This window comes from Thalassomonas actiniarum (assembly GCF_000948975.2).
Lineage (GTDB): Bacteria > Pseudomonadota > Gammaproteobacteria > Enterobacterales > Alteromonadaceae > Thalassomonas > Thalassomonas actiniarum.
On sequence record NZ_CP059735.1, the window covers coordinates 373,869 to 398,394 of the forward strand.

At 48.2% G+C, this 24,526-nt stretch carries 19 protein-coding genes and 1 pseudogene; 12 read left to right on the plus strand and 8 right to left on the minus strand.

From position 1 onward, the window contains the following. Nucleotides 1-54: 54 nt before the first annotated feature. Nucleotides 55-849 carry a hypothetical protein gene (locus SG35_RS01730; protein ID WP_044834064.1) on the minus strand — a complete coding sequence of 265 codons (795 nt, stop codon included), beginning with the start codon at nucleotides 847-849 and terminating at the stop codon, nucleotides 55-57. A 639-nt stretch (nucleotides 850-1,488) separates the two neighbouring features. On the opposite strand from SG35_RS01730, the gene SG35_RS01735 reads away from it, so the two are divergent. Beyond that, nucleotides 1,489-1,767, plus strand: coding sequence for a hypothetical protein (locus SG35_RS01735; RefSeq protein WP_044834065.1), 279 nt, complete (start codon nucleotides 1,489-1,491; stop codon nucleotides 1,765-1,767). A gap of 295 nt (nucleotides 1,768-2,062) precedes the next feature. Here the strand turns inward: SG35_RS01735 and SG35_RS01740 are convergent, their stop codons facing one another. Further along, entirely contained in the window at nucleotides 2,063-5,212 is a 3,150-nt protein-coding gene (locus SG35_RS01740; protein WP_044834066.1) for an NACHT domain-containing protein, read from the minus strand. A 321-nt stretch (nucleotides 5,213-5,533) separates the two neighbouring features. Here SG35_RS01740 and hutG point away from each other — a divergent pair, with 321 nt between their 5' ends. From hutG to SG35_RS01775, 7 genes are all read left to right on the plus strand, one after another. Beyond that, entirely contained in the window at nucleotides 5,534-6,334 is an 801-nt protein-coding gene (gene hutG, locus SG35_RS01745; RefSeq protein WP_044834067.1) for an N-formylglutamate deformylase, read from the plus strand. Nucleotides 6,335-6,339: 5 nt separating this feature from the next. Continuing rightward, nucleotides 6,340-7,704 (plus strand): formimidoylglutamate deiminase, encoded by a 1,365-nt coding sequence (locus SG35_RS01750; protein ID WP_044834068.1) that lies wholly within the window; start codon nucleotides 6,340-6,342, stop codon nucleotides 7,702-7,704. Between the two features lie 113 nt (nucleotides 7,705-7,817). Then, complete coding sequence (locus tag SG35_RS01755; protein ID WP_044834069.1) at nucleotides 7,818-8,330, plus strand: formate dehydrogenase subunit gamma; 513 nt, start codon at nucleotides 7,818-7,820, stop codon at nucleotides 8,328-8,330. Then, complete coding sequence (locus SG35_RS01760) at nucleotides 8,320-9,918, plus strand: formate dehydrogenase beta subunit (RefSeq protein WP_044834070.1); 1,599 nt, start codon at nucleotides 8,320-8,322, stop codon at nucleotides 9,916-9,918. Before SG35_RS01755 ends, SG35_RS01760 begins: the two co-directional genes overlap by 11 nt. A gap of 145 nt (nucleotides 9,919-10,063) precedes the next feature. Continuing rightward, entirely contained in the window at nucleotides 10,064-12,958 is a 2,895-nt protein-coding gene (gene fdhF / locus SG35_RS01765) for a formate dehydrogenase subunit alpha (protein WP_044834071.1), read from the plus strand. 18 nt (nucleotides 12,959-12,976) lie between these two features. Then, nucleotides 12,977-13,795 (plus strand): formate dehydrogenase accessory sulfurtransferase FdhD, encoded by an 819-nt coding sequence (gene fdhD / locus SG35_RS01770; RefSeq protein WP_044834072.1) that lies wholly within the window; start codon nucleotides 12,977-12,979, stop codon nucleotides 13,793-13,795. 52 nt (nucleotides 13,796-13,847) lie between these two features. Further along, nucleotides 13,848-14,072, plus strand: a complete 225-nt coding sequence (locus SG35_RS01775) for a formate dehydrogenase subunit delta (RefSeq protein ID WP_044834073.1) — start codon at nucleotides 13,848-13,850, stop codon at nucleotides 14,070-14,072. Nucleotides 14,073-14,096: 24 nt separating this feature from the next. Here SG35_RS01775 and SG35_RS01780 read toward each other — a convergent pair whose 3' ends face one another. Beyond that, the gene (locus tag SG35_RS01780; RefSeq protein WP_053043192.1) at nucleotides 14,097-15,263 is read right to left on the minus strand and encodes a GGDEF domain-containing protein; all 1,167 of its coding nucleotides are present in this window, start codon (nucleotides 15,261-15,263) and stop codon (nucleotides 14,097-14,099) included. Nucleotides 15,264-15,637: 374 nt separating this feature from the next. On the opposite strand from SG35_RS01780, the pseudogene SG35_RS01785 reads away from it, so the two are divergent. Beyond that, nucleotides 15,638-16,893 (plus strand): annotated as a pseudogene (locus SG35_RS01785) (TonB-dependent siderophore receptor); the annotation flags it as partial. A gap of 14 nt (nucleotides 16,894-16,907) precedes the next feature. Here the strand turns inward: SG35_RS01785 and SG35_RS01790 are convergent. Beyond that, nucleotides 16,908-17,264, minus strand: coding sequence for a hypothetical protein (locus SG35_RS01790; protein WP_044834074.1), 357 nt, complete (start codon nucleotides 17,262-17,264; stop codon nucleotides 16,908-16,910). Between the two features lie 174 nt (nucleotides 17,265-17,438). On the opposite strand from SG35_RS01790, the gene ccoG reads away from it, so the two are divergent. The 3 genes from ccoG to SG35_RS01805 are packed head-to-tail and all read left to right on the plus strand — an operon-like array spanning nucleotide 17,439 to nucleotide 20,505. After that, entirely contained in the window at nucleotides 17,439-18,845 is a 1,407-nt protein-coding gene (gene ccoG, locus SG35_RS01795; protein ID WP_044834126.1) for a cytochrome c oxidase accessory protein CcoG, read from the plus strand. Continuing rightward, the gene (locus tag SG35_RS01800; RefSeq protein ID WP_044834075.1) at nucleotides 18,845-19,825 is read left to right on the plus strand and encodes a serine/threonine protein kinase; all 981 of its coding nucleotides are present in this window, start codon (nucleotides 18,845-18,847) and stop codon (nucleotides 19,823-19,825) included. Before ccoG ends, SG35_RS01800 begins: the two co-directional genes overlap by 1 nt. 47 nt (nucleotides 19,826-19,872) lie before the next feature. Further along, nucleotides 19,873-20,505 (plus strand): thiol:disulfide interchange protein DsbA/DsbL, encoded by a 633-nt coding sequence (locus SG35_RS01805; protein WP_063888665.1) that lies wholly within the window; start codon nucleotides 19,873-19,875, stop codon nucleotides 20,503-20,505. Between the two features lie 120 nt (nucleotides 20,506-20,625). Here SG35_RS01805 and SG35_RS01810 read toward each other — a convergent pair whose 3' ends face one another. The 4 genes from SG35_RS01810 to SG35_RS01825 all read right to left on the minus strand — a co-directional run bounded on the left by SG35_RS01810 (nucleotide 20,626) and on the right by SG35_RS01825 (nucleotide 24,318). After that, complete coding sequence (locus SG35_RS01810; RefSeq protein WP_160298324.1) at nucleotides 20,626-21,321, minus strand: TVP38/TMEM64 family protein; 696 nt, start codon at nucleotides 21,319-21,321, stop codon at nucleotides 20,626-20,628. An 81-nt stretch (nucleotides 21,322-21,402) separates the two neighbouring features. Then, nucleotides 21,403-22,293 carry an SHOCT domain-containing protein gene (locus SG35_RS01815; RefSeq protein WP_044834076.1) on the minus strand — a complete coding sequence of 297 codons (891 nt, stop codon included), beginning with the start codon at nucleotides 22,291-22,293 and terminating at the stop codon, nucleotides 21,403-21,405. An 89-nt stretch (nucleotides 22,294-22,382) separates the two neighbouring features. After that, entirely contained in the window at nucleotides 22,383-23,072 is a 690-nt protein-coding gene (locus SG35_RS01820) for a single-stranded DNA-binding protein (RefSeq protein WP_044834077.1), read from the minus strand. 166 nt (nucleotides 23,073-23,238) lie between these two features. Next, entirely contained in the window at nucleotides 23,239-24,318 is a 1,080-nt protein-coding gene (locus SG35_RS01825; RefSeq protein ID WP_044834078.1) for a ketoacyl-ACP synthase III, read from the minus strand. Between the last annotated feature and the right edge of the window lie 208 nt (nucleotides 24,319-24,526).

Below are 24,526 nucleotides of genomic sequence, written 5' to 3' on the forward strand. Positions count from 1 at the left end.
TGGATGCAAGCAAGTCTAACGCCACGCAGGGGGGCATCCATCTGGCTGGTTTTGTTATGTTTTACTGCTATTTACGATACCTTTCATAACTGCGATTAGTGTTTGAGTAATACCGTTGTAATAATTCGTAAACCTATCTTTGGTTAAAGGCATAACGGTACCAACCCAAGGTTTTAAAACAGGAAAGTCACGAGCATCTTTTTCGCTAACCTCTCCATATCGATGAAGTAAAATATTTCTCACCCTATTGGCTTCTGAAAGATAAAGCTTATTTTCTTCTGTAATATTAATGTTTATATTGATCCATGAGAAAGTTGTTTGTAATCGAGCAAAGAAATCTATTCCGCCGTTTTCTGTGGCACTTTTGGCTTTAGATTCAACCCTTTGAGCTAAAGATAGGCAAACTTCATGCTCCCAAGGCCACTTTTCTATATCAAAGCGACCCGCCTTGAATTTTTTACTAAGCTCATTCGCTACTTCGTTGTCATTTTTAATGAAATCAGTAAGTATATTTACTATACCAGCTTCAAATGATGACCACATACCGATAAAAGAATGGATATAAAGTTCGTGATATTCCTCTTCATCCATTTTTTTTGCCCAAGCTGATAACTCTTCAGCCCCTGCAATAATTTGTTTTTTATACTTATACGGGCCGTTTATTTTTTCTAATATTTCTAAGTCACGCTTTTTATGCGCACCAAAATTTAAAGAATGATTAATACATTCTTTGTAATTTGAAACTAAAAAAAACTCATTAACTATATATGTTGATGCAAGGTGTAAAGAATAAAACTTCCAGCCTTTATTGGGGTCAGTTCCTAATTGCGGCTTTCTTAAACTAGTCATCCGATTTGACTCGCTCTATTTAAAACATAACAGCTTAACAGACGACATTTTGTCGTCTTTACTGAATTTAATAAACTGTAAAGTAAACAGATTATCTCATTAGTTCAACTTCTTCACTCTTATTCCGAATATTAAAGAAATAAGTGAAATACGTCTTTTCTCCGTCTAACAAAGCACTTTTATAAACAACACCTTGTTTGTATAAATGCACTGCATCGATTTGTCATGTACGAGATAAACACAACTGCTTTTTAATTGGTTATATCTTTGTACAGTTATTCATACAGTATCTATAAATCACTAGAATATTATTTGTCAGCACAGTCGGATTTATCCCGTTTTTTGTACTAAAAATGAAGGTAATTATTAATAGGCACAGGAGGTCTTACTGGCAAGCAAAGAACAAGTGAACAATTAAGCGCTACCCCCGAGTGCTAAAGACACCCAGAGGCAGCTAACCACAACAGATATAAGAGGTATCCATCATGGCTAACCCTAATGATATGTCAGAGTTTCACTCGGTTAAAGTTTCTTTAACAGAAAATACACCTCTCTGCCAACGCCCATCGGCAATGAATGCAAGCAATCGTAACTTCGCCAGCAGCTGTGCGCCGCTCGCCATCAAGGGAGGCCGGTATCATGTCTGAATCAAATGCAACATCTCAGGAGTATGAGGCCAAAAGAGCCCAACTATTGAGCGAGAGTCTCGAACTTTGTGACGACTTTAGCAAATTCAGTGATGAATACTCCTTTCTTTGTGATGCTTTTGCCGCGGTTGCCCGAGAACCAGAATGTATCACCCCGCCAACCAGTGAAGGTATCTGGTATGTGTGCTATCGGCTGAAAATGCAGGTAAGAAGCTACCGGGATAAAATAAACAGCATCCACGAAGGCTTACGCGCGATTAAGCGTGGATGATCAGGGAAAGCAAGGAAGAGGGGCGGTTGGCTTATTGCCGTATCAGTCGCCCCTATTATATAGATTCGCTCTTTGCCGCCAATTCATCCTGTTTTGCTGCAGGCATTAAATGTTTAAAGTAGCTTGTATTTAAAGTTAGACGGAGCCTTGTAATGCCATCAGCACAAGGCTCTGATATTCAAAAGTTTTTATAGTGTCAACTTTTGGATGTCCCGCGTAGTTCCCGTGACTCTGGCTATGTTCTCCTATGTGCTCTTATATCCTTCGGGCGGCCATGAAGAATATTGCCCGGCGATTAATCCTCCAGCTCTAATACCCGGCGTATGTTACTCCCTAATTTGTTCAGGATCTCGGTTTTGGCGTTCTGCTTCCATTCGGCTAGAGCCTGTCGACCCGGTTCACCGAGGGCGTTAAGAAGGTGGAACAGAGCCGGGAATCTATTGACCCAAATTGTATTTTTTTTATCTGAGAGTATTTCCTTCAATTTTTCTAGCAAATGAGCATCGCTCCATGGCTGGCCCCGATACCAGGCGAGAACCAGACTGCCGCATTCTTCCTCTTCATTAAATTGTGTCTTGTTATTGATGAGTGTTTCACAGTCTCCCCATACTGCAACGTCGATTGCATCTCTTGGAAGCAGAGGCTGCATGCCGAAGGCCCATTTGGCAATTCGTCGTACTTCATGATTTTGTGCGTTTTGCCAAAGCCGGAACAGTGTCAACATCGCTTCTTTGTCCGGTGGATTGTCGGTTAAACCAGCAATTCCCATCCAAATCATAGCAACTGCCATGGATAAGGTGAGCGGGTTCTCCTCCTCCCCTAACAACCCTTCGATTCGATATCTGAGAGGACGAAACCGTTCGGTTAGGGTAGCGAAATCTTTGTCCCCATTATTGTGGGCTTGGAAAGCTGACCAAGCAATTGTATTCGCCGCCTTACCTTGTTGTATAGGATCACCGTTGGTGAGAGCATGCTCCAGTTTAGCTGCCGCCTGCGCTGACATTTGGAAGTGTCTATCCCCAAAAAATTGCTCGATCCCTAGATCCATGATGACGCTTTGGTAGTTGACCCAATCCTCAGATTGGCCAAAGAATGCATCTTCTGCTACCTCCTGGAACACCCTGCCGAATTTCCCGCGTATAATATGAATTGTGGAACCTGGTAACATTTCTTCAGAAGCGTACCGAGCTAATTGTCGGAGGGCATCTCGCAGAGTTGACTCCCTTACTTGGATTTCGTCAAGGACACATTTTCGGAGTAGTGCTACATGCGATTCAGTCATGTCCGAAAGGCTATGTTTAAGTTCCTTCGTAGCGCAAATCTCCGTGAGTCGTTGGATTAACCGCTCAGATTTGCGGTTGGCGAGAACGGCGGAAAGGGGGACTACCTCCCGCCAAGACTCATCCTTGAAATATGGTTCAAGCAAGTCGCTCAGTTCCGCAGCATCATCCCGACCGGGATACTGTTCTTCCACGAGACCACGGGCGGCGAGGTACTCCTGAAAGGTAAGATGCCGAAACTCATAGACTTCCTCCAATACGCCGTCGATATCCTCGTAGCCGGTTTGCATCAGGAGGCTGCTACGGTACTCCACACGTTCGATGAACTTGTTAGGTTTGATATCGGCGTATGCCAGCTCAGCCTCAAGTTCCTTCTGTGCTTGCTGAAGCAGCTTAAGCAGTTGCCGCTTCCCGATGCGCTGTTTGCCTTGTCGCATCATAGCCACCGCGATGTAGGACAATCGGGCAAGGGTTTCCTCCTCATTTAGCGGTGCGAAGCCCTCAACGTTCCATGTACGGATAAGGACGTTAATCGCTGCCGCGTATAGTTTGACCCGCTTGGTTGGCAGTTCACCGACGTTGCGTTTGACGACGAGTAGCGTAGTGAGCATGAGCGGGTTTTCGGCGAGGGCTCGAATCCGCTTATTACTCCAGATTGTTTTGGCAAGTTTTATGGCCTCTTCGCGGTTTTCTCCTGTGTCAGGCAGGACTTCTGCATGCCAGCGCTTGCATAACGTATGAACGTCGTTTTTATCAAAGGAAGCCATCGTCGTGGGTACGCAAACACTGGCAATAACGCCGGCCACCTGACGAAACCCGGCTTCCCGAGAAGTAACGACGAGGGCGGTGTGGGGATACATACCAAGGAATACGCGGAGATTATTGGCAAACGTGGTTCGTGCGGCTGCGTCGGAAAATTCATCGAGTCCATCGACCAGGAGAAGAGCGCGGCCGGAATTCAGGGCGTCGTCGACTAATTCGCGAAAAGCGGCGGCGTAGTTGTCGTCCATCTCAGTATGTCGACCCAGGTCGCATAGCAGTTCGCGGATTGGTTCTCTGGTCCGTTCACGCAGATCACGGCAGCGGAGTAGAAGTGGTAACCAATCGCGCTCTGGCAGGCCGTCTTCAGAGCACGAGCGTCGATCTGGATCGGCGTAGGCCACGGCAAGCCGCTTAAGCAAGGTGCTCTTTCCGCCACCGGGTTTGGCGAGAATGGAGAAGCGGTTTTGGTTAGTAATAAACTCGCCCACGGGGTGAATTTTGGCTTCGGGTTCTTGTGTGGATTCGTCGTCTTCCTGAGCGTTGCTTTGAACTTGGAGTTTTAGCGGAACGAAGAGATTCTCCAGAGTCATTTGCTTCGATGCAATAGTCCCTTCCGCAGGCAGGCCATCGAGCTGGATGTAGCCGCACACTTTGTTGAGCCAGTTTTTGTAATGCTCTAATGCTTCGGCAGTAAGGGTTTTACGATCTGGAGATGCGGGTGGAGGTGCAAGGTAAGTTAGCTTATGCAGGGAACCTTTGCATTTACGATCGGCTTCGATGACTTGGGCGGCAGCAGTTTCTGAAAGCGGATTACCGTCGGCATGAACGAGCGCGAAGTGGGTGACGTCCTTTCCAAGTTCATAGTAGAGTGCCCAGATGTAACCAAGGGGGTGACCAAGAAGTTCGGAAGAGTTGAATTGGGCTTGGGAATCCAGCCGGGCGTGTTCGGCGCAACGTCCGGCGCGTTCAACGGCTTTTTCTTGAGTTATGATGATATTGGAACGGGTCAGCTCAGTGATGACACCTTTGGTGTCTATCGGAATAATGCGGGTCTGCTCGCTGCTACCCCGTTCCTGCTCAATCGCGGATTCAGTGAAACCACCGAGAGATACGAAATAACCTGCAACGGGTTGACCCTTTTCGCGTTCACGGGTGACCGCACCAAGGATTTTATTCAGATCCGCCCCACCTATGGGTTTTGCGTGAGCTTTACATTCGGCAATCACCAATCTTGATTCGTGACGGTGCCTACCTTCGATGTCGATCTCTCGTCCGGTCTTGTGTACATCAAAACGCAGGTTGTCATAACCTAGTGCATAGAAGAGATCGGAGACGAGCCGCGTGAAGAGATCGCCACGGCCGTTGTTTGTTGGATCAAGAAGACGAAGAGGGTGTTTTGCCACTAGATATAGTCCTTTAATAAGTTTGAAAACAGTGTCTTAGCGTTCGTTCAGGGGTGAATCGTCGACAATGTTAATCCAATTGGGCATCAAATTCTTATAATATATTTGAGTAAGTTACCAGCAATATTTGCGGGTTTCAATTTAATCCATTATTTACATAATAAGCTTTGAGATATTTGAGGAAATCAATATCTTGCCGTTACAGTTGTCAGCTTTTTGGGCAGGCTTATATTAAGAGATCATATTCCTTATTTGAGCTCATACTTGATACATGATAAATTAAATGTACAACTTGTATATACAATTAGGCGGAGCCCTGAAATGTCATCCACTTATACCTTGATCAAAGGCACAGTTCCTTTGTTGATCAGCATGCCGCATAACGGTGAAAAAATTCCACAGGATATTGCCGAAACTATGGTGCCATCGGCGCTTAAAGTGCCGGATACCGACTGGCATAAGGATAAGTTGTATGATTTTGCCAAGGCCATGGGCGCTTATATCATCATGCCGGAATATAACCGCTATGTGATTGATTTAAACCGTGACCCGGATGGCGTGGATCTTTATCCGGGGGCAAACAGCACCGAATTGTGTCCCACTACCGGCTTTGATTTATCTCCTTTGTATCTTGACGGCAAAACGCCGGATGAAAATGAAATTCAGCGCCGTATCAAAACTTACTGGCAGCCTTATCACCAGGCGCTTAGCAATACCCTGGCGGAAATCAAAGGGCAGTTTGGCCGGGCGGTTTTGCTTGAAGCCCATTCTATTCTTTCCCATGTGCCAAGGTTTTTCGAAGGCCAGTTGCCAGACTTTAATTTCGGCACAGCCAATGGCGCCAGTTGTGCGCCCGAGCTGCTGGAACAAGTGCAGTCGCTCGATTATGCCCCTTATTCCATGGTCTCGAACGGCCGCTTTAAAGGTGGTTTTATTACCCGGCACTTTGGCCAGCCTGAGCAGGATGTGCATGCCCTGCAGCTGGAATTATCGCAACGTACCTATATGAATGAACCCAGCCCGGAATATAACGAAGCCCTGGCGGCCGAGGTGAAACCTAAGCTGCAAGCCCTGGTATCGGCTTTGATCAACTTTGCACAGCAGCCGGGACAGGAGAAATAATCACTATGAAACTTTACGCGGAAAAAGTCCTGCTGGCAGACGGCTGGGCACAGGATAAAACTTTAGTTATAGAAAACGGTATTATCAGCAGCATCGAATCCGGTTGTCTTGAAGGGGCAGAACGCGCTGCAGGACCTGTGATCCCGGGCATGGTCAACTGCCATTCCCATGCGTTCCAGCGCGCCTTTGCCGGTTTCAGCGAGCAGGGCAGCGAAGGCAAAGACAGCTTCTGGACCTGGCGCAACATCATGTATAAATTCCTCGGTCAGCTGACGGCGGAAAATGCCGAAGTGATCGCCAGCCAGCTTTATATCGAAATGCTGAAAATGGGTTATACCCGGGTGGCGGAATTTCATTACCTGCATCATGACATCGACGGCGAAAATTATCCCGAGCTGGCACAGATGGCCAAGGCCATTTTTAATTCGGCGCAAACATCCGGTATCGGCCTGACCATGTTGCCGGTATTGTATTGCTTCAGCGGATTTGGCCCGCTGGCGCCGAACGAAGGGCAAAAACGTTTTATCAATTCTGTCGACCAGTTTAATCGGTTGGTAAGTGATTGCTTCGGTTTAAGTGCGCAGTATGACAATGCTAATGTCGGCATTGCTCCTCATTCCCTGCGTGCGGTAGATAAAGAGGCGCTGCAGCAGGCGGTGGCCCATGTGCGCAGTCTGGATAACAAAGCGCCGGTACATATCCATATCGCCGAGCAGCAAAAAGAAGTGAACGACTGCCTGGCCCATTACGGTCAGCGGCCGGTACAGTGGTTGCTCGATAATATGGAGCTGGATCAGCACTGGTGTTTGATCCACGCCACCCATATTGACGAACAGGAACGCAAGGGTATTATCAACAGCAAGGCGATTGCCGGTATTTGTCCTACCACGGAAGCCAACCTGGGTGACGGTATTTTCCCGACCACGGAATTTTTGGCGGAGCAGGGCACTTTTGCCATCGGCTCAGACAGCCATATCTCGGTTAACCCTATTGAAGAGTTACGCTGGCTTGAATATGCCCAGCGGTTAATCAAGCAGCAAAGGGCGATTCTGGCGGATGAGCAGCAGCCTTCTACCGGCTTGAATTTATGGCAGCGGGCGGCAAAAGGCGGTGCCCAGAGCACCAACAGCAATACCGGTGAACTGGCGCTGGGCAAGCAGGCAGATTTATTGGTATTAGACCCACAAGATACTCGACTTTTTGCCAATTCGGCGCACAATATCCTTGATAGCCTGGTTTTTGCCAGCCAGAAAAATCCTGTCAGGGACGTGATGGTAAACGGCCAGTGGCGGGTGCAAAACCGACAGCATGAACATGAGCAAGCCTCAGCTGATGCCTTTGCCGGTTTGCTGGCAAACCTGTCTGGTTAACATAACCGGAGGTTTATTGGCTGAAGGATTACACCGGGCAGCAGGTAGGGAAACGGCACCTGCATTTTTTGGATAAAAAGTAGACGGTACAAAGTAGCGGGCGGTAGAGAGTGATGACGAAATTAAGTGAACAGCAATATCAGGTGGTGGCCAGGTCCGTCTCTGACAAAAAAGCCTTGCCGGGAGCGCTGCTGCCGATATTACATGATATCCAGGATCAGCTGGGTTATATCCCCAAAGCGGCGATCGATATTATCGCCGCCGGTTTAAACCAGACCGCCGCCGAGATTTACGGCGTGATCAGTTTTTATCATCATTTCCGCCTGGATAAACCCGGCAACCACCTGGTGGAAATCTGCCGGGCGGAGGCTTGCCAGGCCATGGGCTCTGAGGCCCTGGAGCAGGAAATTAAAAGCAAACTAGGCATAGACTATCACCAGACCACTAAAGATAATAACGTCAGCTTAGAGCCGGTTTATTGCCTGGGTAATTGCGCCTGCGGTCCTTCGGTTAAAGTCGGTGAACGTGTTTATGGCCGCATGAGCGGCGAAAAGTTCAGCCAGCTGATGGATAAACTGTCTACCTATGTGGTGGAGCTTGGACAGGGAGAAAACCATGTCCGTTAAAATTTATATTCCCTGCGATACCACAGCCCTGGCCATGGGCGCAGATGAAGTTGCTAAAACAGTGGAATTTCAAAGCCGGGAAGCCGGGCTGTCGGTGGACATTATCCGTAACGGCTCCCGCGGTTTGTTTTATCTTGAGCCGTTAGTCGAAGTGGAAACTGCCCGGGGGCGTATTGCTTTTGGCCCGGTAGAAACTGAAGATGTTCCCGGTCTCGTTCAGGCCCTGGTAGCACATGGCGACCCTTCTGAAGACAAAGCGTTTGCAGGCAACCATCCTTTATATCTGGGGCTAACGGAAGAAATTCCTTATCTGGCCAAACAGCAAAGACTGACCTTTGCCCGTGCCGGGATTATTGACCCTGTAAGTCTTGAAGATTATCAGGCACATGGCGGTTTTGAAGGTCTCAGCAGGGCTTTGGCGTTAATCGGCTCAAACGGCCCGCAAGGCATTGTCGATGAAGTTAAAACCTCTGGCTTACGTGGCCGGGGCGGCGCGGCTTTCCCCACGGGAATAAAATGGCAAACGGTGCTCGATACCCCAGCTGAGCAAAAATATATCGTTTGTAACGCCGATGAAGGTGATTCCGGCACTTTTGCCGATCGTCTGCTGATGGAAGCGGATCCCTTTACCCTGATTGAAGGTATGATCATCGCCGGCTTGGCGGTGGGGGCAAATCAGGGTTATATCTACCTGCGCTCTGAATACCCGCAGGCAGATAAGATACTTAACCAGGCAATAAAAACCGCCTATGCCCGGGGATATTTAGGTGAAAACATTCAAAGCAGCGGCCAGCATTTTGATTTAGAAGTCAGGCTTGGGGCTGGTGCCTATATTTGCGGTGAGGAAACCTCCCTGCTGGAAAGCCTGGAAGGTAAACGGGGTCTGGTACGCGCCAAACCGCCGTTGCCGGCGATAGAAGGTTTATTCGGTTTACCCACCATAGTCAACAATGTCATTTCCCTGGCATCCATTCCGGTGATCCTTGCCAAAGGCGGGGAGTATTACCGGGATTATGGCATGGGACGCTCCCGCGGTACCTTGCCGGTGCAGTTAGCCGGTAATATCAAACAAGGTGGTCTGGTGGAACTGGCTTTTGGTGAAACCTTGCATAACCTGGTGTTTGAATTTGGCGGCGGTACCTTTAGCGGTAAACCGGCCAAGGCAATCCAGGTGGGTGGTCCTTTGGGGGCTTATCTGCCAGAAGAACAATGGCACACGCCCCTCGATTACGAAGCCTTTGCCGCTAATAATGCGGTACTGGGTCATGGCGGCGTGGTGGTATTTGATACCAGTGTCGATATGGCTAAGCAGGCGCGTTTTGCCATGGAGTTTTGCAAAATCGAATCCTGCGGTAAATGTACGCCGTGCCGTATCGGCGCGGTACGTGGGGTGGAAGTGATCGATAAGATCATCGGTGACGATCACCGGGAGCAAAACCTGGAACTGCTAACCGATTTATGCGACACCATGGAGCTGGGATCCTTATGCGCCATGGGCGGCATGACACCGTACCCGGTACGTAGTGTTGTCGAGCACTTTTCAGGAGACCTACTGAAAACTATCGCTGGCAAAGAGCAGCAGGAGTAAGAGATATGATGTTTTATGATCCGTGCTTAGCCCAAGTTTGGGGCATGACACCCCTCTCTATATCTTCGGTACGCAGTGTGATGGAACATTTTCCTGATTACTTGATTAAAGCTGTCCCTGGCAAAGCACAGCAGGAGCAAGAGCTATGATTTCCTATTATGATCCTAAACAGCATCCTGAAGATAAAGATCTCGGCACCCCGGCAGTCCGTCTGAATCACCAGCAAAGTCTGCCCCAGGTCACGCTGGAAATCGACGGCTGCGAGGTGACGGTGGAAGAGGGCACTTCGGTGATGCGCGCCGCTGCCCTGAATAATATCAATATTCCTAAATTATGTGCTTCCGATAACCTGGAAGCCTTTGGCTCCTGCCGCTTATGTGCGGTGGAAATTCAAGGCATGAAAGGTATGCCAGCCTCCTGCACGACCCCGGTGAGAGAGGGCATGCAGGTGACCACGCAAAATAAAAAGATTGCCAAGTTGCGCCGTAATATCATGGAGCTTTATATTTCCGACCATCCGCTGGATTGTCTGACTTGTCCCAGCAACGGCGACTGTGAATTGCAGGATATGGCGGGTGCCGTGGGTTTAAGGGATGTGCGTTATGGTTTCAGCGGTGAAAACCACCTTGATGCCAAGGGCGATGACTCCAATCCTTATTTTCATTTTGATCCCAGTAAATGTATTGTCTGCTCCCGCTGCGTGCGCGCCTGTGAAGAAGTACAAGGCACCTTTGCCTTAACGCTTGACGGTCGCGGTTTTGATTCCAAGGTGTCTACCGGGGCGGACAATAATTTTCTTTCTTCTGATTGCGTTTCCTGCGGCGCCTGTGTCCAGGCCTGCCCGACTTCAACCCTGATGGAAAAAAGCGTGATTGAGCAGGGCCAGCCGGAGCATAGTGTGCTCACAACCTGTGCCTATTGCGGCGTCGGCTGTTCGTTTAAGGCGGAAATGAAAGGCACTGAAGTGATCCGTATGGTTCCTTATAAGGGCGGGGAAGCGAACCGGGGACATTCTTGCGTCAAGGGACGTTTTGCCTTTGGTTATGCCAATCATAAAGATCGTATTACCAGTCCGATGATCCGTGACAGCATAGATCAGCCCTGGCGGGAAGTAAGCTGGCAAGAGGCGATAACCTTTGCCGCCGATAAGCTTAAAAACATCCAGCAAAAATTTGGTCAAGACAGCATAGGCGGTATCACCTCTTCCCGCTGCACCAATGAAGAAACCTATCTGGTACAAAAGCTTATTCGCGCAGCTTTTGGCAATAACAATACCGATACCTGCGCCCGGGTGTGTCATTCTCCCACCGGCTTTGGTTTAAAGGCTACCTTAGGGGAGTCTGCCGGTACTCAGACCTTCGATTCTGTGATGGATGCCGATGTGGTGATGGTGATCGGCGCCAACCCTACCGATGCCCACCCGGTATTCGGCTCTTTGCTGAAAAAACGTTTGCGTCAGGGGGCGGGGCTTATTATTGCTGATCCAAGACGTATCGATCTGGGTATCAGCCCGCATGTCAAACTCGATCACCACCTGGCGTTAAGGCCGGGTACTAACGTTGCCTTTATCAATGCCATGGCTTATGTGGTGGTTGAAGAAGGATTGGAAGATCAAAGCTTTATTGATGAACGTTGCCAGCAGGAAAATTATCAAAAATGGCGTGAGTTTATCAGCGACAGCCGCCACTCTCCGGAAAATACCGCCGCTATCACAGGTATACCGGCAGAGGAATTAAGGGCAGCGGCACGCCTGTATGCCAGGGCAAAAAATGCCGCGATTTATTACGGCCTCGGGGTAACCGAACATTCCCAGGGCTCAAGCATGGTGATGGGCATTGCCAACCTGGCGCTGCTAACCGGCAATATCGGCCGCGACGGCGTTGGTGTTAATCCGCTTAGGGGGCAAAACAATGTTCAGGGCTCTTGTGATATGGGCTCTTTCCCGCATGAATTACCGGGCTACCAGCATGTGAGTAAGGATGAACTCAGGACTAAATTCGAGCAAAACTGGGGTGTCGAAATAGACCCCGAACCCGGTTTACGTATCCCCAATATGTTTGATGCCGCCATCGACGGTAGCTTTAAAGGGCTTTACTGCCAGGGTGAAGATATTGCCCAGTCGGATCCCAATACCCAGCATGTGCAGCTGGCACTATCCTCGCTGGAATGTTTGATCGTGCAGGATATTTTCCTTAACGAAACTGCGAAATTTGCCCATGTATTTTTACCCGGGGCTTCTTTCCTGGAAAAGGACGGTACCTTCACCAATGCCGAGCGCCGCATCAACCGGGTACGTCAGGTCATGCCGCCGTTATCCGGTAAGGCAGACTGGCAGGTGACCATGGCGCTGTCCGAGGCGCTTGGTTATCCGATGACCTATCAGCATCCGTCTGAAATCATGGATGAAATTGCCCAGTTAACCCCGACCTTTACCGGTGTCAGTTATGACAAACTGGAACAGCTGGGCAGCATCCAGTGGCCCTGTAACGAGCAGGCGCCCGGCGGTACCCCGATAATGCACCGGGAAAGCTTCCCTATCGGCAAGGCAACCTTTGCCGTTACCGAATATGTGGCGACCGAGGAAAAAGCCAACCGTAAATTCCCGTTATTGCTGACCACGGGGCGGATTCTCTCCCAGTATAATGTCGGCGCCCAGACCCGGCGCACAGATAACCAAATGTGGCACGACAGCGATGTGCTGGAAATACATCCCGATGACGCCCAGGAGCGGGGGATCAACGAAGGTGACTGGCTTGGCATTAAAAGCCGCGCCGGTGATACCGTACTTAAGGCGCAAATCAGCGATCGGATGCAACCGGGAGTGGTGTATACCACTTTCCATCATCCCGAAAGCGGCGCTAACGTGGTGACTACGGATAATTCCGACTGGGCGACCAACTGTCCCGAGTATAAGGTCACCGCGGTACAGGTGGAAAAAGTGACTTCACCGTCGAAATGGCAAGAGCGCAACAAGCAGTTTTCCAAAAGACAGCAGGCGCATTTGGTTGCGGCGAAAGCCCCGGCAGCGAAAACGAGTTAAGGCTGCGACACTGTGGTGATGAATAAAACAAGTCAAGGCCAGGATAACAAGCTACCGCTACAACACGTTAACCGGGTGATTCGAGCCCGGGAAGCGGCTGATAAAACAGAAGCGGATACCGTGATCACCGAAGAAGCAGTGGCGCTGGTGTATAACGGCATCTCCCATGCGGTGATGATGACGACACCGCAGGATTTAGTGGATTTTGCCCTCGGATTTAGTCTTTCTGAGGGCATTATCACCAAAGCGGCTGATTTACTTGATTGCGAGATTTATCACAGGGAAAACGGCATAGAGATTTATTTAACCATCAGCTCGCGTTTTTTTACCCGGCTGAAACAGCAACGCAGAACCCTGGCGGGTACCAGCGGCTGCGGTTTATGCGGGGTGGAGTCGCTGGCGCAAGCCTTTAAACGGCCTGATGCCCTCCCCAAAGCGCCGCTGGTGGATTTTTTGTCGATAGAAAAGGCGGTGGCCGGGTTTAACGGTGAACAACATTTAAACCGGCAATCGGGCGGTGTGCACGGTGCGGCCTTTTATCATAATGACGGCGAGCTGGCGCTGCTGCGTGAAGATGTTGGCCGTCACAATGCCCTGGATAAATTAATCGGCGGCCTGGCACAAACCGACTTAGCAGCCGGGCAGGGGGTTGTGCTGGCGTCGAGCCGTGCCAGTTATGAAATGGTGTATAAGACCATCAGCTGCGGTATTAATCACCTGGTGACATTTTCCGCCCCCACCAGTAAGGCGATAGAATTGGCCCGGGCGGGAAATTTAAACCTGATAGGTTTTGCCCGACAGGGGCGGCAGGTGGTTTATAACAGTGCGCTCGGCTAATGAAAATAAAGTTATTTCGCTTGAGTAATAGCAAAGAAGAGAAGGAAAAAATATGCCCTCGGCAAAAGTTAACAATCTGATCAAAATGATCAATCAGATCGCGGCGAATATTTGTTTTCAATCCAGCGAGCAGGAAGCAGTGACCAAGATCACCACACATTTGCAGTTGTTCTGGGCAAAATCTATGAAACAGGACATTATCGATTATTACCGGCAAGACGGTGAAGATTTGTCGGAGCTTGCCGGACAGGCAGTGGCCCGTTTAGCCGGGGAATAAAGGTTGAACAGCTTTCCCGGTAAATTATTGCTTGCTGTTATCTTCATAAAGCTCGACCCGGTTTCTACCGTTAGCTTTGGCTTGATACACTCCTAGATCGGCCCGTTTAAGTACTTGTTCAAATGATGTATCGGCGGGGGTTATAGTGCTGATACCTATGCTGCAGGTTACCGAAAGTGACTGACTTTGAAAGGAAATATTTTTTTCTTCGACGGCTGCTCTGACCCGTTCGGCTATTTTTTCTCCCTGAAGCAATGAGCTGTCAATCGCGATCAATACAAATTCTTCCCCGCCAAAGCGGGCAGCAATCTCATATTCTCTGACCTGTAAAGATAATACCCGGGCGACATCGGCCAGCACCTTGTCACCGGCTTCATGACCTAAGGTATCATTGACCTGTTTGAAGTGATCTATGTCGAGCATGAGTACGCAAAAAGGCCGGTGATGCCGCTGGTACTGTGCCATGGCATTCTCGGAAAACTTTAACAATCCCCTGCGGTTGGGTAATTGCGTCAGCGGATCTGTGGTTGCCAGCCGGGTCAATTCAGCTTTAGCCTGCTCCAGTTGTTCATTTTTTACTTTTAATGATTCAAGTGAGGCTTTTAATGAATGATACAGCCATCCTATGCCCAGGGAAGAAGTGGCGACGGCTGCAATAAAAGAAGTCAGGTTCATCCAAACCAGGGTTTGGGCGTTTTGGCTGATGATTTTAATCATCAAGCTGTCTGTTTGCCCATAGCTATAGGCAAAAGATAACTGGGTCAGAATAATGAATGCTATCAGCCAAAGTGATGCCTTCAATGAAAAAAAGATCACGCAAACCGTGACACTTAAGCCGAAAAAAACATTGTAGGATGATAAGTTACCGAAAGTGACCATGCCTGCAAGGCTGATGAAATAAAAAATGGCTATTAGTACGATGACTTTCCAGTGGTAAGGTACAAAACTCTTTAACAGAAAAATGGTTAATAACAGGGCTGGGAAGGTGATATGCAGCAGGTAAACAGGAAGCCAGCCGGTTGTCGTTATTCTTGTCAATGAACCGATAACGGCAGGTATAAAGGCGATAAGGTAAATCCAAATGACATTATCGAGTAGCTTATGTTGAAATTCAGGAATGAATCCTGCCGGACTTTCTAATAAATGGCTATGGACTTCCTGAAAAGCTCTATTGAATGTTTTTTGGGTCATAGGTCTCGGCCGGACAATAGTTAAAAACCAAGTTTAGTTGAGTAAATAACTTTATTCGAACCCGCTCAGGCAAAAGTCGTAATTGAGAGATCTAATTGATCTGCTTTATTTTAATGACTTAAATCAGAAGCTGTGAGCCAATAGAAAAACTTGGAAAGATATTTTCAGGCAATAAGCCTTTCCTTAGCGATTTTTTGCTTCCCTGCTTGATGTGCGTGTTAGCCACAGGCATAAAAAGAGTATTATTCACTATCAGCACGCAAATGCAAATCGTTATCATTTGCACCTTGGTAAGGTTTCACTATCATAACGGCACCTTATTTCTTCAAGACCAACATAAACAAGGCTGCAAAGTGAACAAGTTCAAGTTGAATATCATTACTCTTTCTATTTTATTTACCCCGGTATTGGCTCCGGTAGTAAAGGCTGAGCAAAACGACATTGAAAAGATTGAAGTAAAAGGAACTTATATCGACGGTTATGGTGCCCATGAATTCAGTGGCGCATCGCGCCTGGATCTTTCCATTATCGAGATACCGCAATCGGTTTTTGTTGTCACCAGTGCGCAAATGCAGGATTATCAGCTTACCGATATTAACTCCGCACTTGACTCGGCTACCGGCGTTAATGTTGAACGTATAGAAACCGGCCGCACCTATTACACCGCCCGGGGCTTTGATATTACCAACTTTCAGGTTGACGGTGTCGGCCTGCTGCTGACCTCCGGCAACAACCATGCCGATGAAGATACCGCTATCTATGAAAGGGTAGAGGTGATCCGCGGGGCAAACGGCTTGATGACCGGGGTGGGTAACCCTCAGCCATCATTAACTTTATCCGCAAATGCGCCAAGGAAAATAAAGAAGTGGCTATCGCCACGACTTTGGGGTCGTGGGGCAAGAAACGTTTGCAAGCGGATATTTCAACGCCGCTGACGGAAAACATCAATGCCCGCTTTGTTGTGGTCAAGCAAAAGGGCGATTCATATCTAGACAGATATGAGCAGGACAAAAGTCTCGCCTATGCCTTTGTCGGCACTGATTTAACCGAAAATACTTATTTGTCGCTCAGCCACAGTTACATTAATAACGATGCCACAGGCAATAACTGGGGCGCCAATCCGCTATTTTATACCGACGGCAGCGCCACCGACTTTGATGTTTCCACCAATACTTCTGCCGACTGGTCTAACTGGCAGGTGGAGAAAAACAATACCGTCGTTGAATTGAGCCATTATTTCGATAATAACTGGTGTCTGCGTGCCACTTATTCCCATAAAACCACGGATGAAGATACCGAACTTTTTTATGTTCACGGAACGCCGGATAAAACCACAGTTTTAGGTTTGATGGGTTACGCCAGCGAATATGATCTCGATGATAAGCATGACTTGTTCGATGCCTATATCAGCGGTGATTTTACCTTGTTCGGTCGTGAGCACAACCTGGTGGCAGGAGTGAACTATGCCAGAATGAGCTACGACGACAGCTCATTATATGACTACACCACAGGCAACGGCTTCCCGGTGATGCCTGCGCTGGAAGACTGGGACGGCAATACCCCGAAACCGGTTTTTAATGGCGGTTTAAGGGGCAGCGATGTCACCAATAAGCAAAAGGCGCTGATTTTTATCAGAAAGTAAAATTATAAAAACGCTTCGTAGTTATAAACGGTTTTGCAAATCTTGGTCAGGTTGCTCGGGTGCAGTTTGGGATTGTCCTGGTGGTTTTGGCAATAATCCTCATAGAAAGATTTGATCGCTTCCCGGTTGGCGGTGATTTGCTGCAAATAAGTGAGTTCATCCGGGGAGAAACTGTAAAATTGCGGCTGGAGATCATCATAAATTTTTGTCGCCTTTAATCTTACCTTAGTGTCTGTTCCCTTAGAAAAAACTTCCATCACCATAGCTTTCTGCTGCTGATACCAGGCCTCCACATCGGGTTGTGGATTAAAATGTAAAAATAATGCTCCGGCGACGATTAAGATCAATAATTTTTTCATAGCATGTAATATAATGCGGCCCTGAGGACAGGATAATCAATTTTCATTAAGAATACATTATCTTAATTAAGTATAGGGTTATTGCGGCAATAGACCAGTAATCCCATGTTTTCGTACCTTCCCGACTTTCAAGGATTTATCGTGAAACCAGATGAAAAGCAAAAAGATGTCTCCATGCATATTCCGGTAAAGAATATCAAGATACATCCGGCCAAACACAGCGGCAGCGAAAATTACAAACCCAGGGATCAGATCTACGTTCGCAAAGTTACCGGCTTTTTCCAGCAATTGCGGCAAAAAATGAATTTTTTCTTTTTGGCGGCGTTTGCCCTATTGCCCTGGTTGCAATATAACGGCCATCAGGCGATCTTATTTGATATTATGGAGCAGCGCTTCACCCTGTGGGGGCTGACCCTGTGGCCGCAGGATCTGACCTTACTTGCCTGGTTATTTATCTTAAGTGCGTTTTTGCTGTTTTTTGTCACCACTTTTATGGGCCGGGTGTGGTGCGGATACCTCTGTCCGCAAACCGTATGGACCTTTATCTTTATCTGGTTTGAAGAAAAAATTGAAGGCAGCGCCAACCAGCGTAAAAAGCTCGACAGCCAGAAAATGGACTTCAACAAGTTCTGGCGCAAGGCACTGAAACATTTTTGCTGGCTGGGTTTTTCGGTATTAACCGCGTTGACCTTTGTCGGTTATTTCGTGCCTATGCAGGAAATATTTGTCGATTTCTTTACCTTTAATGCTTCCTTTGCCGCTGCCTCCTGCGTCTGGTTTTTCGCTTTTTGTACCTATGGTAATGCCGGTTGGATGCGGGAGATCATGTGTCTGCATATGTGCCCTTATTCCCGTTTCCAGTCGGCGATGTTTGATAAGGATACGGTTACCGTTTCTTATGATGCCAAGCGCGGTGAAAACCGCGGCGCCCGCTCCCGTAAGCAAGATCCGAAAAAACTGGGCTTAGGGGATTGTATCGACTGTAACTTATGTGTGCAGGTGTGCCCGACGGGTATCGATATCCGCAACGGCCTGCAATACGAATGTATTAACTGCGGCGCCTGTGTTGATGCCTGTGACGGTGTGATGGAAAAAATGAATTATGCCAAAGGCTTGATCCGTTATACCACGGAGCATGAACTGGAAGGGAAAAAGGTGCATCTGGTGCGCTCGAAACTGATCGGTTATGCGGTAGTGCTGGTGATCATGAGCAGCTTGCTGGTGATGGAAATTGTCAACCGGGTGCCGGTGTCGTTAGATATTATCCGCGACCGTAATGCCCTGGCCCGGGAAAACATTCGCGGCGAAGTGGAAAATGTGTATACCCTGAAGATCCTCAATAAGTCACAAACCGACAATGTTTACCGGTTAACGGTTAAGGGTATCCCCAATGCCAAGTGGATAGGGGATCAGGAAGTGACGGTAAAAGCGGCAAATGTTTATACCTTGCCGATCAGCATTGCCGTTGATCCCTATGAATTATCCGGGTTTATTACTGATATTTCCTTTGTGGTAGAGCAGATTTCAACAGACAGTGATGTTAAGCTAGAGCAACAAAGTCGCTTTTTTAATAAACGTTAATGTCTGTATTTGATTTTACTACCCTGTCTCCGGACCTGATCCTTGACGGTCTGGAGAGTGTCGGTTTTTATCCCGACAGCGGTTTGCTGCCCCTGAACAGCTACGAAAACCGCGTTTATCAGTTTCATGATGAACAAAAAACAAAATATGTGACCAAGTTTTACCGGCCGCAGCGCTGGAGTGAAACCCAGATCCGCGAAGAGCATGCCTTTGGCTTTGAGTTGGCCGAGGACGAGTTGCCTGTGGTGGCGCCGCTAAAACGAGACGGCGAAAGCCTGTTTGACTTTAAGGGCTATCATTTTGCCGTTTACCCCTGCCGGGGCGGGCGTATCTTTGAAGTGGATAACCTCGACCAGTTGGAGTGGATGGGACGTTTTGTCGGCCGTATCCATGCCCGGGGGGCGCAACAGCCGTTCGAGTCCCGGCCAGGCTTTAACAGCGAAGAGTTTCTGCACCAGGCAAAGCAGGTCATTTTCAATTCCGGCTTTGTGCCCGATACCTTAAGTAATGCCTTTTTTACCATTTTAGATCAGGTAGTGGCGCTGGCGGACGAGCAGTATCAGCCGACCAATGAAATACGGCTGCACGGCGATTGCCATGCCGGTAATATTTTGTGGACCGATGACGGCCCGCATTTTGTCGACCTTGATGATTGCCGCAGCGGCCCTGCAATCCAGGATCTGTGGATGATGTTATCCGGGGACAGGCAACAACAATTGTTACAATTAGATACTATGTTGATGGGCTATGAAGAGTTTTTTACATTTGAAACTGACCAGCTTGTCTTGATAGAATCATTACGCACCATGCGTATCGTTAATTATATGGCCTGGTTGTGTAAGCGTTGGCAAGACCCTGCCTTCCCGCGTAATTTCCCCTGGTTTAATACCGAGAAATACTGGGAACAGCAGATTTTAATGCTAAAAGAGCAGTTTTCTATGTTGCAGCAACCGCCGCTGAGTTTAGTGCCGGGGATGTAGGGCCAAACCTAAGGCCAGATGATGTTCATTTAAGGAAAATGAGAATAATGAAAAAAGTAATCAGTTTAATAATGTTAATGTTTATCCCTTTTATGGCGTCATGTGCCGAGTTTGAAGAGGGTAAGCAGTATACCAAGGTCAGTGAAAAAGCCTCGACGAAACCGGAAGTCAGAGAGTACTTTTCCTTCTACTGTCCTCACTGTCTTAAGTTTGAACCGTTTTTTGCCAAGGTGAAAAAGCAGTTACCTGAAGGGGTGCCGTTCGAGCGTAACCATGTAGACTTCCTGCGTGCGGCTTCGCCTAAAATCCAGGCTATGCTAAGCAAGGCGGTTGTTACGGCTCAGCAGATGGGTCTGGAAGAGAAAGTTGTTGCCGCGATTTTCAATTATATCCAGGTACAACGCGCGGTGATCACTTCGGAAAAAGACCTGCGTAATATCTTTGTGTTACAAGGTGCTGACGGTGAAGAATTCGATAAGATCTTCAAAAGCTTCAGCGTAAACAGCAAAGCGAAGCAGATGAAGAAAAACCAGGATTATTTCTCGCAAAAAGGCGCTTTGACCGGCGTACCTACCATTATTATCAATGGTAAATACCGCATCAATAACCAGGAGCTTGACCGCGATAATTTCGAAGCAGATTATCACAAGCTGACAAAATACCTGCTGGCGCTGAAATAATTCGGCAGTAAAGGTAATAAACAAAGGGGCTTTCGGGCCCCTTTGTTGTCTCTAAAAGCAAGGCATTTGCGTTTACCCGGCTGCTGCTTTTGGTGATTGCCGGTAGCAAATCTTTTAAGCTTATCCGGTCTCTTCTTTGGGCTTTATCGCTAATTTAGCCAGTGATGATTGCCGTACCAGGTATCCGCCGATCAGGGCGATAGTTAAGAACAAGCCTACGGTGACATATAGCTGCTGCTCGTCTGCCAGTTTCACGCCGCTGCCGGCAAAAGAGAAAATCAGCATCTGAGGAATAAAACCGAGCAAAGAGCCCAGCACATAAGGTTTGGCGGATACCCGGGTAACGCCTGCCAGGATATTGGTCATCAAATTACTGCCCAGCGGCAATAAGCGGATAATGATGGTTTTGGCCAGGGTCTGCTGTTCGATAAAGGCAGAGATTTTGCTGATCTGTTTTGGGTATTTGGCGCTTACCTTATGGCTGAGCAAATGCCTGGAGACGGTAAAGGTCAGTAGGCAGCCTATGGTCGCCGCCAGGGTGGCGAGCACGGCGCCAAAAAGAGCGCCAAAACTGTAGCCGCTGACAAAAGCAGCCACTTGCCTGGGTAAACCTATGGCGGTGGTAATGCTTAAAAAGAGAAACAAGGTGATTATGCCCGCCGGTCCTTGGGGGAGTACTTGTTGATCGATCAGGTATTGTCCCCAGCTGGCGGGGTTTAAATGGCTAAGGTCGGCCAGGGTGACGGTATTGCTGCCGACAAGGGCGGTTAACACTATCACCAGGGTGAGCAAACTGTACTTTAAACCTGATGACACAATTGCAACTCTTACTTCTTTGTGAAAAATAAATAATACCGGGGCGCTATGATACCCGGTTATTGTCGCGGTGCAACTTTGTTAATTGAGTTTATCTTCAGCCGGTGCCAGCAGTTTTTTTTTGGCCAGGACAAACTCACTTTCAGAGAGCAGGCCTTGTTGCCTGAGTTTTGCCAATTTCTCCAGGGAGGCGAGAAATTCGCTGTTGCTGTTATGCTGGCGGCTCTCTTGTTCCTGAGGTGATTTTTCCTTTTGTTGCTGAGCGGGACTGATCTCTTGCTGTGGCGGAGAATTTTTTCCTGCCGATGGTGTTTGCGCTTCTTGGCAATGATAGCGGTTGATTTGTGAAGATAATAACCGGCACCAGTCAAGAATATCTTCGACGACATCCCGGTAACGGGTGTGGGTTAAGCGTTTATTTCCGGACCTGAGGTAAAGGCAAATCGCATATCTTTTATGTTGTTTGTCGGTCAATACTAAATGGACTTTTCGCAGCTGGCCATCGAGCATTTTTTCACTTTGTATGCGGGCAAAATTTGCCTGCAGCTGTTTTTCCTGCTCGGCAGTAAAAGTATCAGCCTGCTCTTGGGTGATCAGGTTGACCAGCTTGTCGTTGAGCATGATTTTACTGCTGATCACATCGCTGATATTAAGCACGGTATCGGTGTTGGTTTGATGGCGGCGATACAGGCCTATCTGCTGTTTGGATTTACTGATCTCCAGATAGGCGTATTGTTTTCCCGGCAGACAAGAAAGGCCATAACGGTTTCTGCGGTAACGGACTAACAAGAAAATAAGCAGTAAAGACAGAGCCAGGAGCAGAAAGGTTTTTTGACTGGCGAGCAGGGAAATATCCGGGATTGAACTGTTCGCGCTAAACCCCTGGATATGGTAGCTGCAGGCAAATAATACCATAAGCCGTTTGGCGGGGGTTAAGACCCTGGAAAAACACCACTTGAATATATAAACCATAATGCCGGACTGATCCTTATTATTCGTCGGCCATTTTTACTTTTAGTTATTGGCCATCTGTGTAAAAATCCAGCATTTTGAGCAAAAAATCAATAGTTAATTGCTGGTTTTTTTATCAACTGTATATGTTTACCATCAATAAATTGAGATTTATCAAGATCATTGAGGTAATTTAACTTGCCTTCAATTAACAGGGTATCACCCGGGGCGGCATGCTCGCTCAGGTATAACGCCTGTTTTCCCCAGATATGGAGCGGGCGGGTAAGGTTAACTTGTTTCGGTTTTTTACCGCTTGTCGATGGGGTTTCAAAGAAAATTGATATTTCGGCATGTGCCAGGGTTTTATTGTTTTCCGTAGTGACCAGGGCAAGGGGGGCCGCTAAGGTTGCGCTGCAATGGACCTGATTGATCTCCTGGGTGTAACCTTTGGCAAATGCCTGGATAAAGGTGGCGTTTACGGTTTCTTTCGGGGCGTAGTCATGGCTGGCCAGATAACCCTGTACCAGCAGAATATCACCTTTTTGGGCGCGGGCGATCACCTGTTCGACCACTTCGCCAATCACCTTAATATGGTGGAAACTGGTCCACTCTTTTTGTGTGTTGGTTTTTTTATCCAGCCATTTACTATGGGTGGCCAGGGTTAACTCGGTAATGGCCTGTACCGGGTTTGCCAGATAGCGGATCTCGGGTTTGTTGACTAAATTGCCCAGCAAGGTGACCGAGTTTAATTGCAGGGCATTAAGTTGGGGGGTGGCAGGTGCCGAGGTAGCGTGAGACATAAAAACGATCCTTTGAATTGCCGGCCAGGGTTTTCGACAGTGTAAAAGTTGCTGGATAAGACTATTTATAATAAAGGTTTTTTTAGCAAATAAAAAGCCAGCACCGGCATTGAATACCTGTGCTGGCCTGGTGTGCCCTTATTGGGTAAACCGTTAAAATTACCGGTTAAGACTCCTGGTTCAGGCAGTGTTTGATCGCAACCGACAGCAGTTCTTTTGCCGTGGCGTCACTTGCCGGTAATTCGGCATCACTGGTGGCGATCGGGGTGACTCTTTGTCCCCACTTGATATAGCCCGCACCCCAGGTCAGCCCGGCGCCAAAAGCGGCGGTCATAATATTATCGCCGGGTTTGATGCGGCCGTTTTCCAGGGCTTCACACAAGGCGATTGGTACCGTCGCGGCAGAAGTATTGCCGTATTTTTCGATATTCACCATCACCTGGTCGTCGCTGAGTTCGAACTGCTTTTGCAGCGCGGCGATAATGCGTAAGTTGGCCTGATGCGGTACCAGCAAATTAATGTCGTCGACACTTAGCTCTGCTTGCTGAAGTACGTTCTGTGCTGCCGTGCCCATGCCTTTTACCGCGCGGCGGAAAATATCTTTACCGATAAAATGTACGTCTAATGCGGTCGGGGCATTTTCGTAACGGTCCATGTCGGTGCCGAAACCGCGGATTTCTAAAACATCCCTGGCTTCGGTATCGCAACCGAGTTTGGCATTGACCAAACCGAGTTTTTCTTCGCTGGCTTCAATCACCACAGCGCCGGCACCGTCGCCAAACAATACCGCGGTTTCCCGGCGCGACCAGTTAATAAACCAGCTCATGCGCTCTGCACCTATGACGATGGCTTTTTTAACGGCGCCGACCCGTACCTGGGCGGTAGCGCTTTGCAGGGCATATAAAAACCCGGTACAGGCGGCGGTCATATCGGCGGCGGCGGCATTGTTTGCTCCGATCATTTTTTGCACCATGGAAGCGGTATTGGGCACTATGGTATCCGGGCAGGAAGTGGCCACGACTATCATATCGATTTCATCGGCGCTGACACCGGCGGCGGCCATGGCACGCTGGGCGGCAACCGAGGCCAAATGGGCGGTATTTACATGTGAAATCCGGCGAGATTTAATGCCGGTGCGGGTGGTGATCCACTCGTCACTGGTATCGACAAACGTTGAAAGATCATCATTGGTTAACGTTGCCGGAGGTAAGCACTTACCCCAGCCGGTAATTTCAGCATATAACATATAAATTCCTATAATCTGCTATCAAAATGGATAGGGATACATCTGCGTCACATCTTACTGGTCTGAGCTGATGTTTTCTAGCGATAAATTAGACAAATATTGATTATTCGCAAAGGAAAGGTTTGCTTATGCATAAAAGGGAGTTTGGCGGTTCTGTTATGCTATCTATAGTGTTCCGGGGAGCACACCGGGGGGAAGAATACGTTAA

Excerpts from the sequence above, each read along its gene's own strand:
- SG35_RS01730 (WP_044834064.1), bottom strand. The coding sequence starts at position 849 with ATGACTAGTTTAAGAAAGCCGCAATTAGGAACTGACCCCAATAAAGGC.
- SG35_RS01755 (WP_044834069.1), top strand. The coding sequence starts at position 7,818 with ATGACGAAATTAAGTGAACAGCAATATCAGGTGGTGGCCAGGTCCGTC.
- SG35_RS01775 (WP_044834073.1), top strand. The coding sequence starts at position 13,848 with ATGCCCTCGGCAAAAGTTAACAATCTGATCAAAATGATCAATCAGATC.
- fdhF (WP_044834071.1), top strand. The coding sequence starts at position 10,064 with ATGATTTCCTATTATGATCCTAAACAGCATCCTGAAGATAAAGATCTC.
- SG35_RS01735 (WP_044834065.1), top strand. The coding sequence starts at position 1,489 with ATGTCTGAATCAAATGCAACATCTCAGGAGTATGAGGCCAAAAGAGCC.
- SG35_RS01815 (WP_044834076.1), bottom strand. The coding sequence starts at position 22,293 with ATGGTTTATATATTCAAGTGGTGTTTTTCCAGGGTCTTAACCCCCGCC.
- SG35_RS01820 (WP_044834077.1), bottom strand. The coding sequence starts at position 23,072 with ATGTCTCACGCTACCTCGGCACCTGCCACCCCCCAACTTAATGCCCTG.
- ccoG (WP_044834126.1), top strand. The coding sequence starts at position 17,439 with ATGCATATTCCGGTAAAGAATATCAAGATACATCCGGCCAAACACAGC.
- SG35_RS01780 (WP_053043192.1), bottom strand. The coding sequence starts at position 15,263 with ATGACCCAAAAAACATTCAATAGAGCTTTTCAGGAAGTCCATAGCCAT.
- hutG (WP_044834067.1), top strand. The coding sequence starts at position 5,534 with ATGTCATCCACTTATACCTTGATCAAAGGCACAGTTCCTTTGTTGATC.
- SG35_RS01760 (WP_044834070.1), top strand. The coding sequence starts at position 8,320 with ATGTCCGTTAAAATTTATATTCCCTGCGATACCACAGCCCTGGCCATG.
- SG35_RS01805 (WP_063888665.1), top strand. The coding sequence starts at position 19,873 with ATGAAAAAAGTAATCAGTTTAATAATGTTAATGTTTATCCCTTTTATG.
- SG35_RS01825 (WP_044834078.1), bottom strand. The coding sequence starts at position 24,318 with ATGTTATATGCTGAAATTACCGGCTGGGGTAAGTGCTTACCTCCGGCA.
- SG35_RS01800 (WP_044834075.1), top strand. The coding sequence starts at position 18,845 with ATGTCTGTATTTGATTTTACTACCCTGTCTCCGGACCTGATCCTTGAC.
- fdhD (WP_044834072.1), top strand. The coding sequence starts at position 12,977 with ATGAATAAAACAAGTCAAGGCCAGGATAACAAGCTACCGCTACAACAC.
- SG35_RS01790 (WP_044834074.1), bottom strand. The coding sequence starts at position 17,264 with ATGAAAAAATTATTGATCTTAATCGTCGCCGGAGCATTATTTTTACAT.
- SG35_RS01750 (WP_044834068.1), top strand. The coding sequence starts at position 6,340 with ATGAAACTTTACGCGGAAAAAGTCCTGCTGGCAGACGGCTGGGCACAG.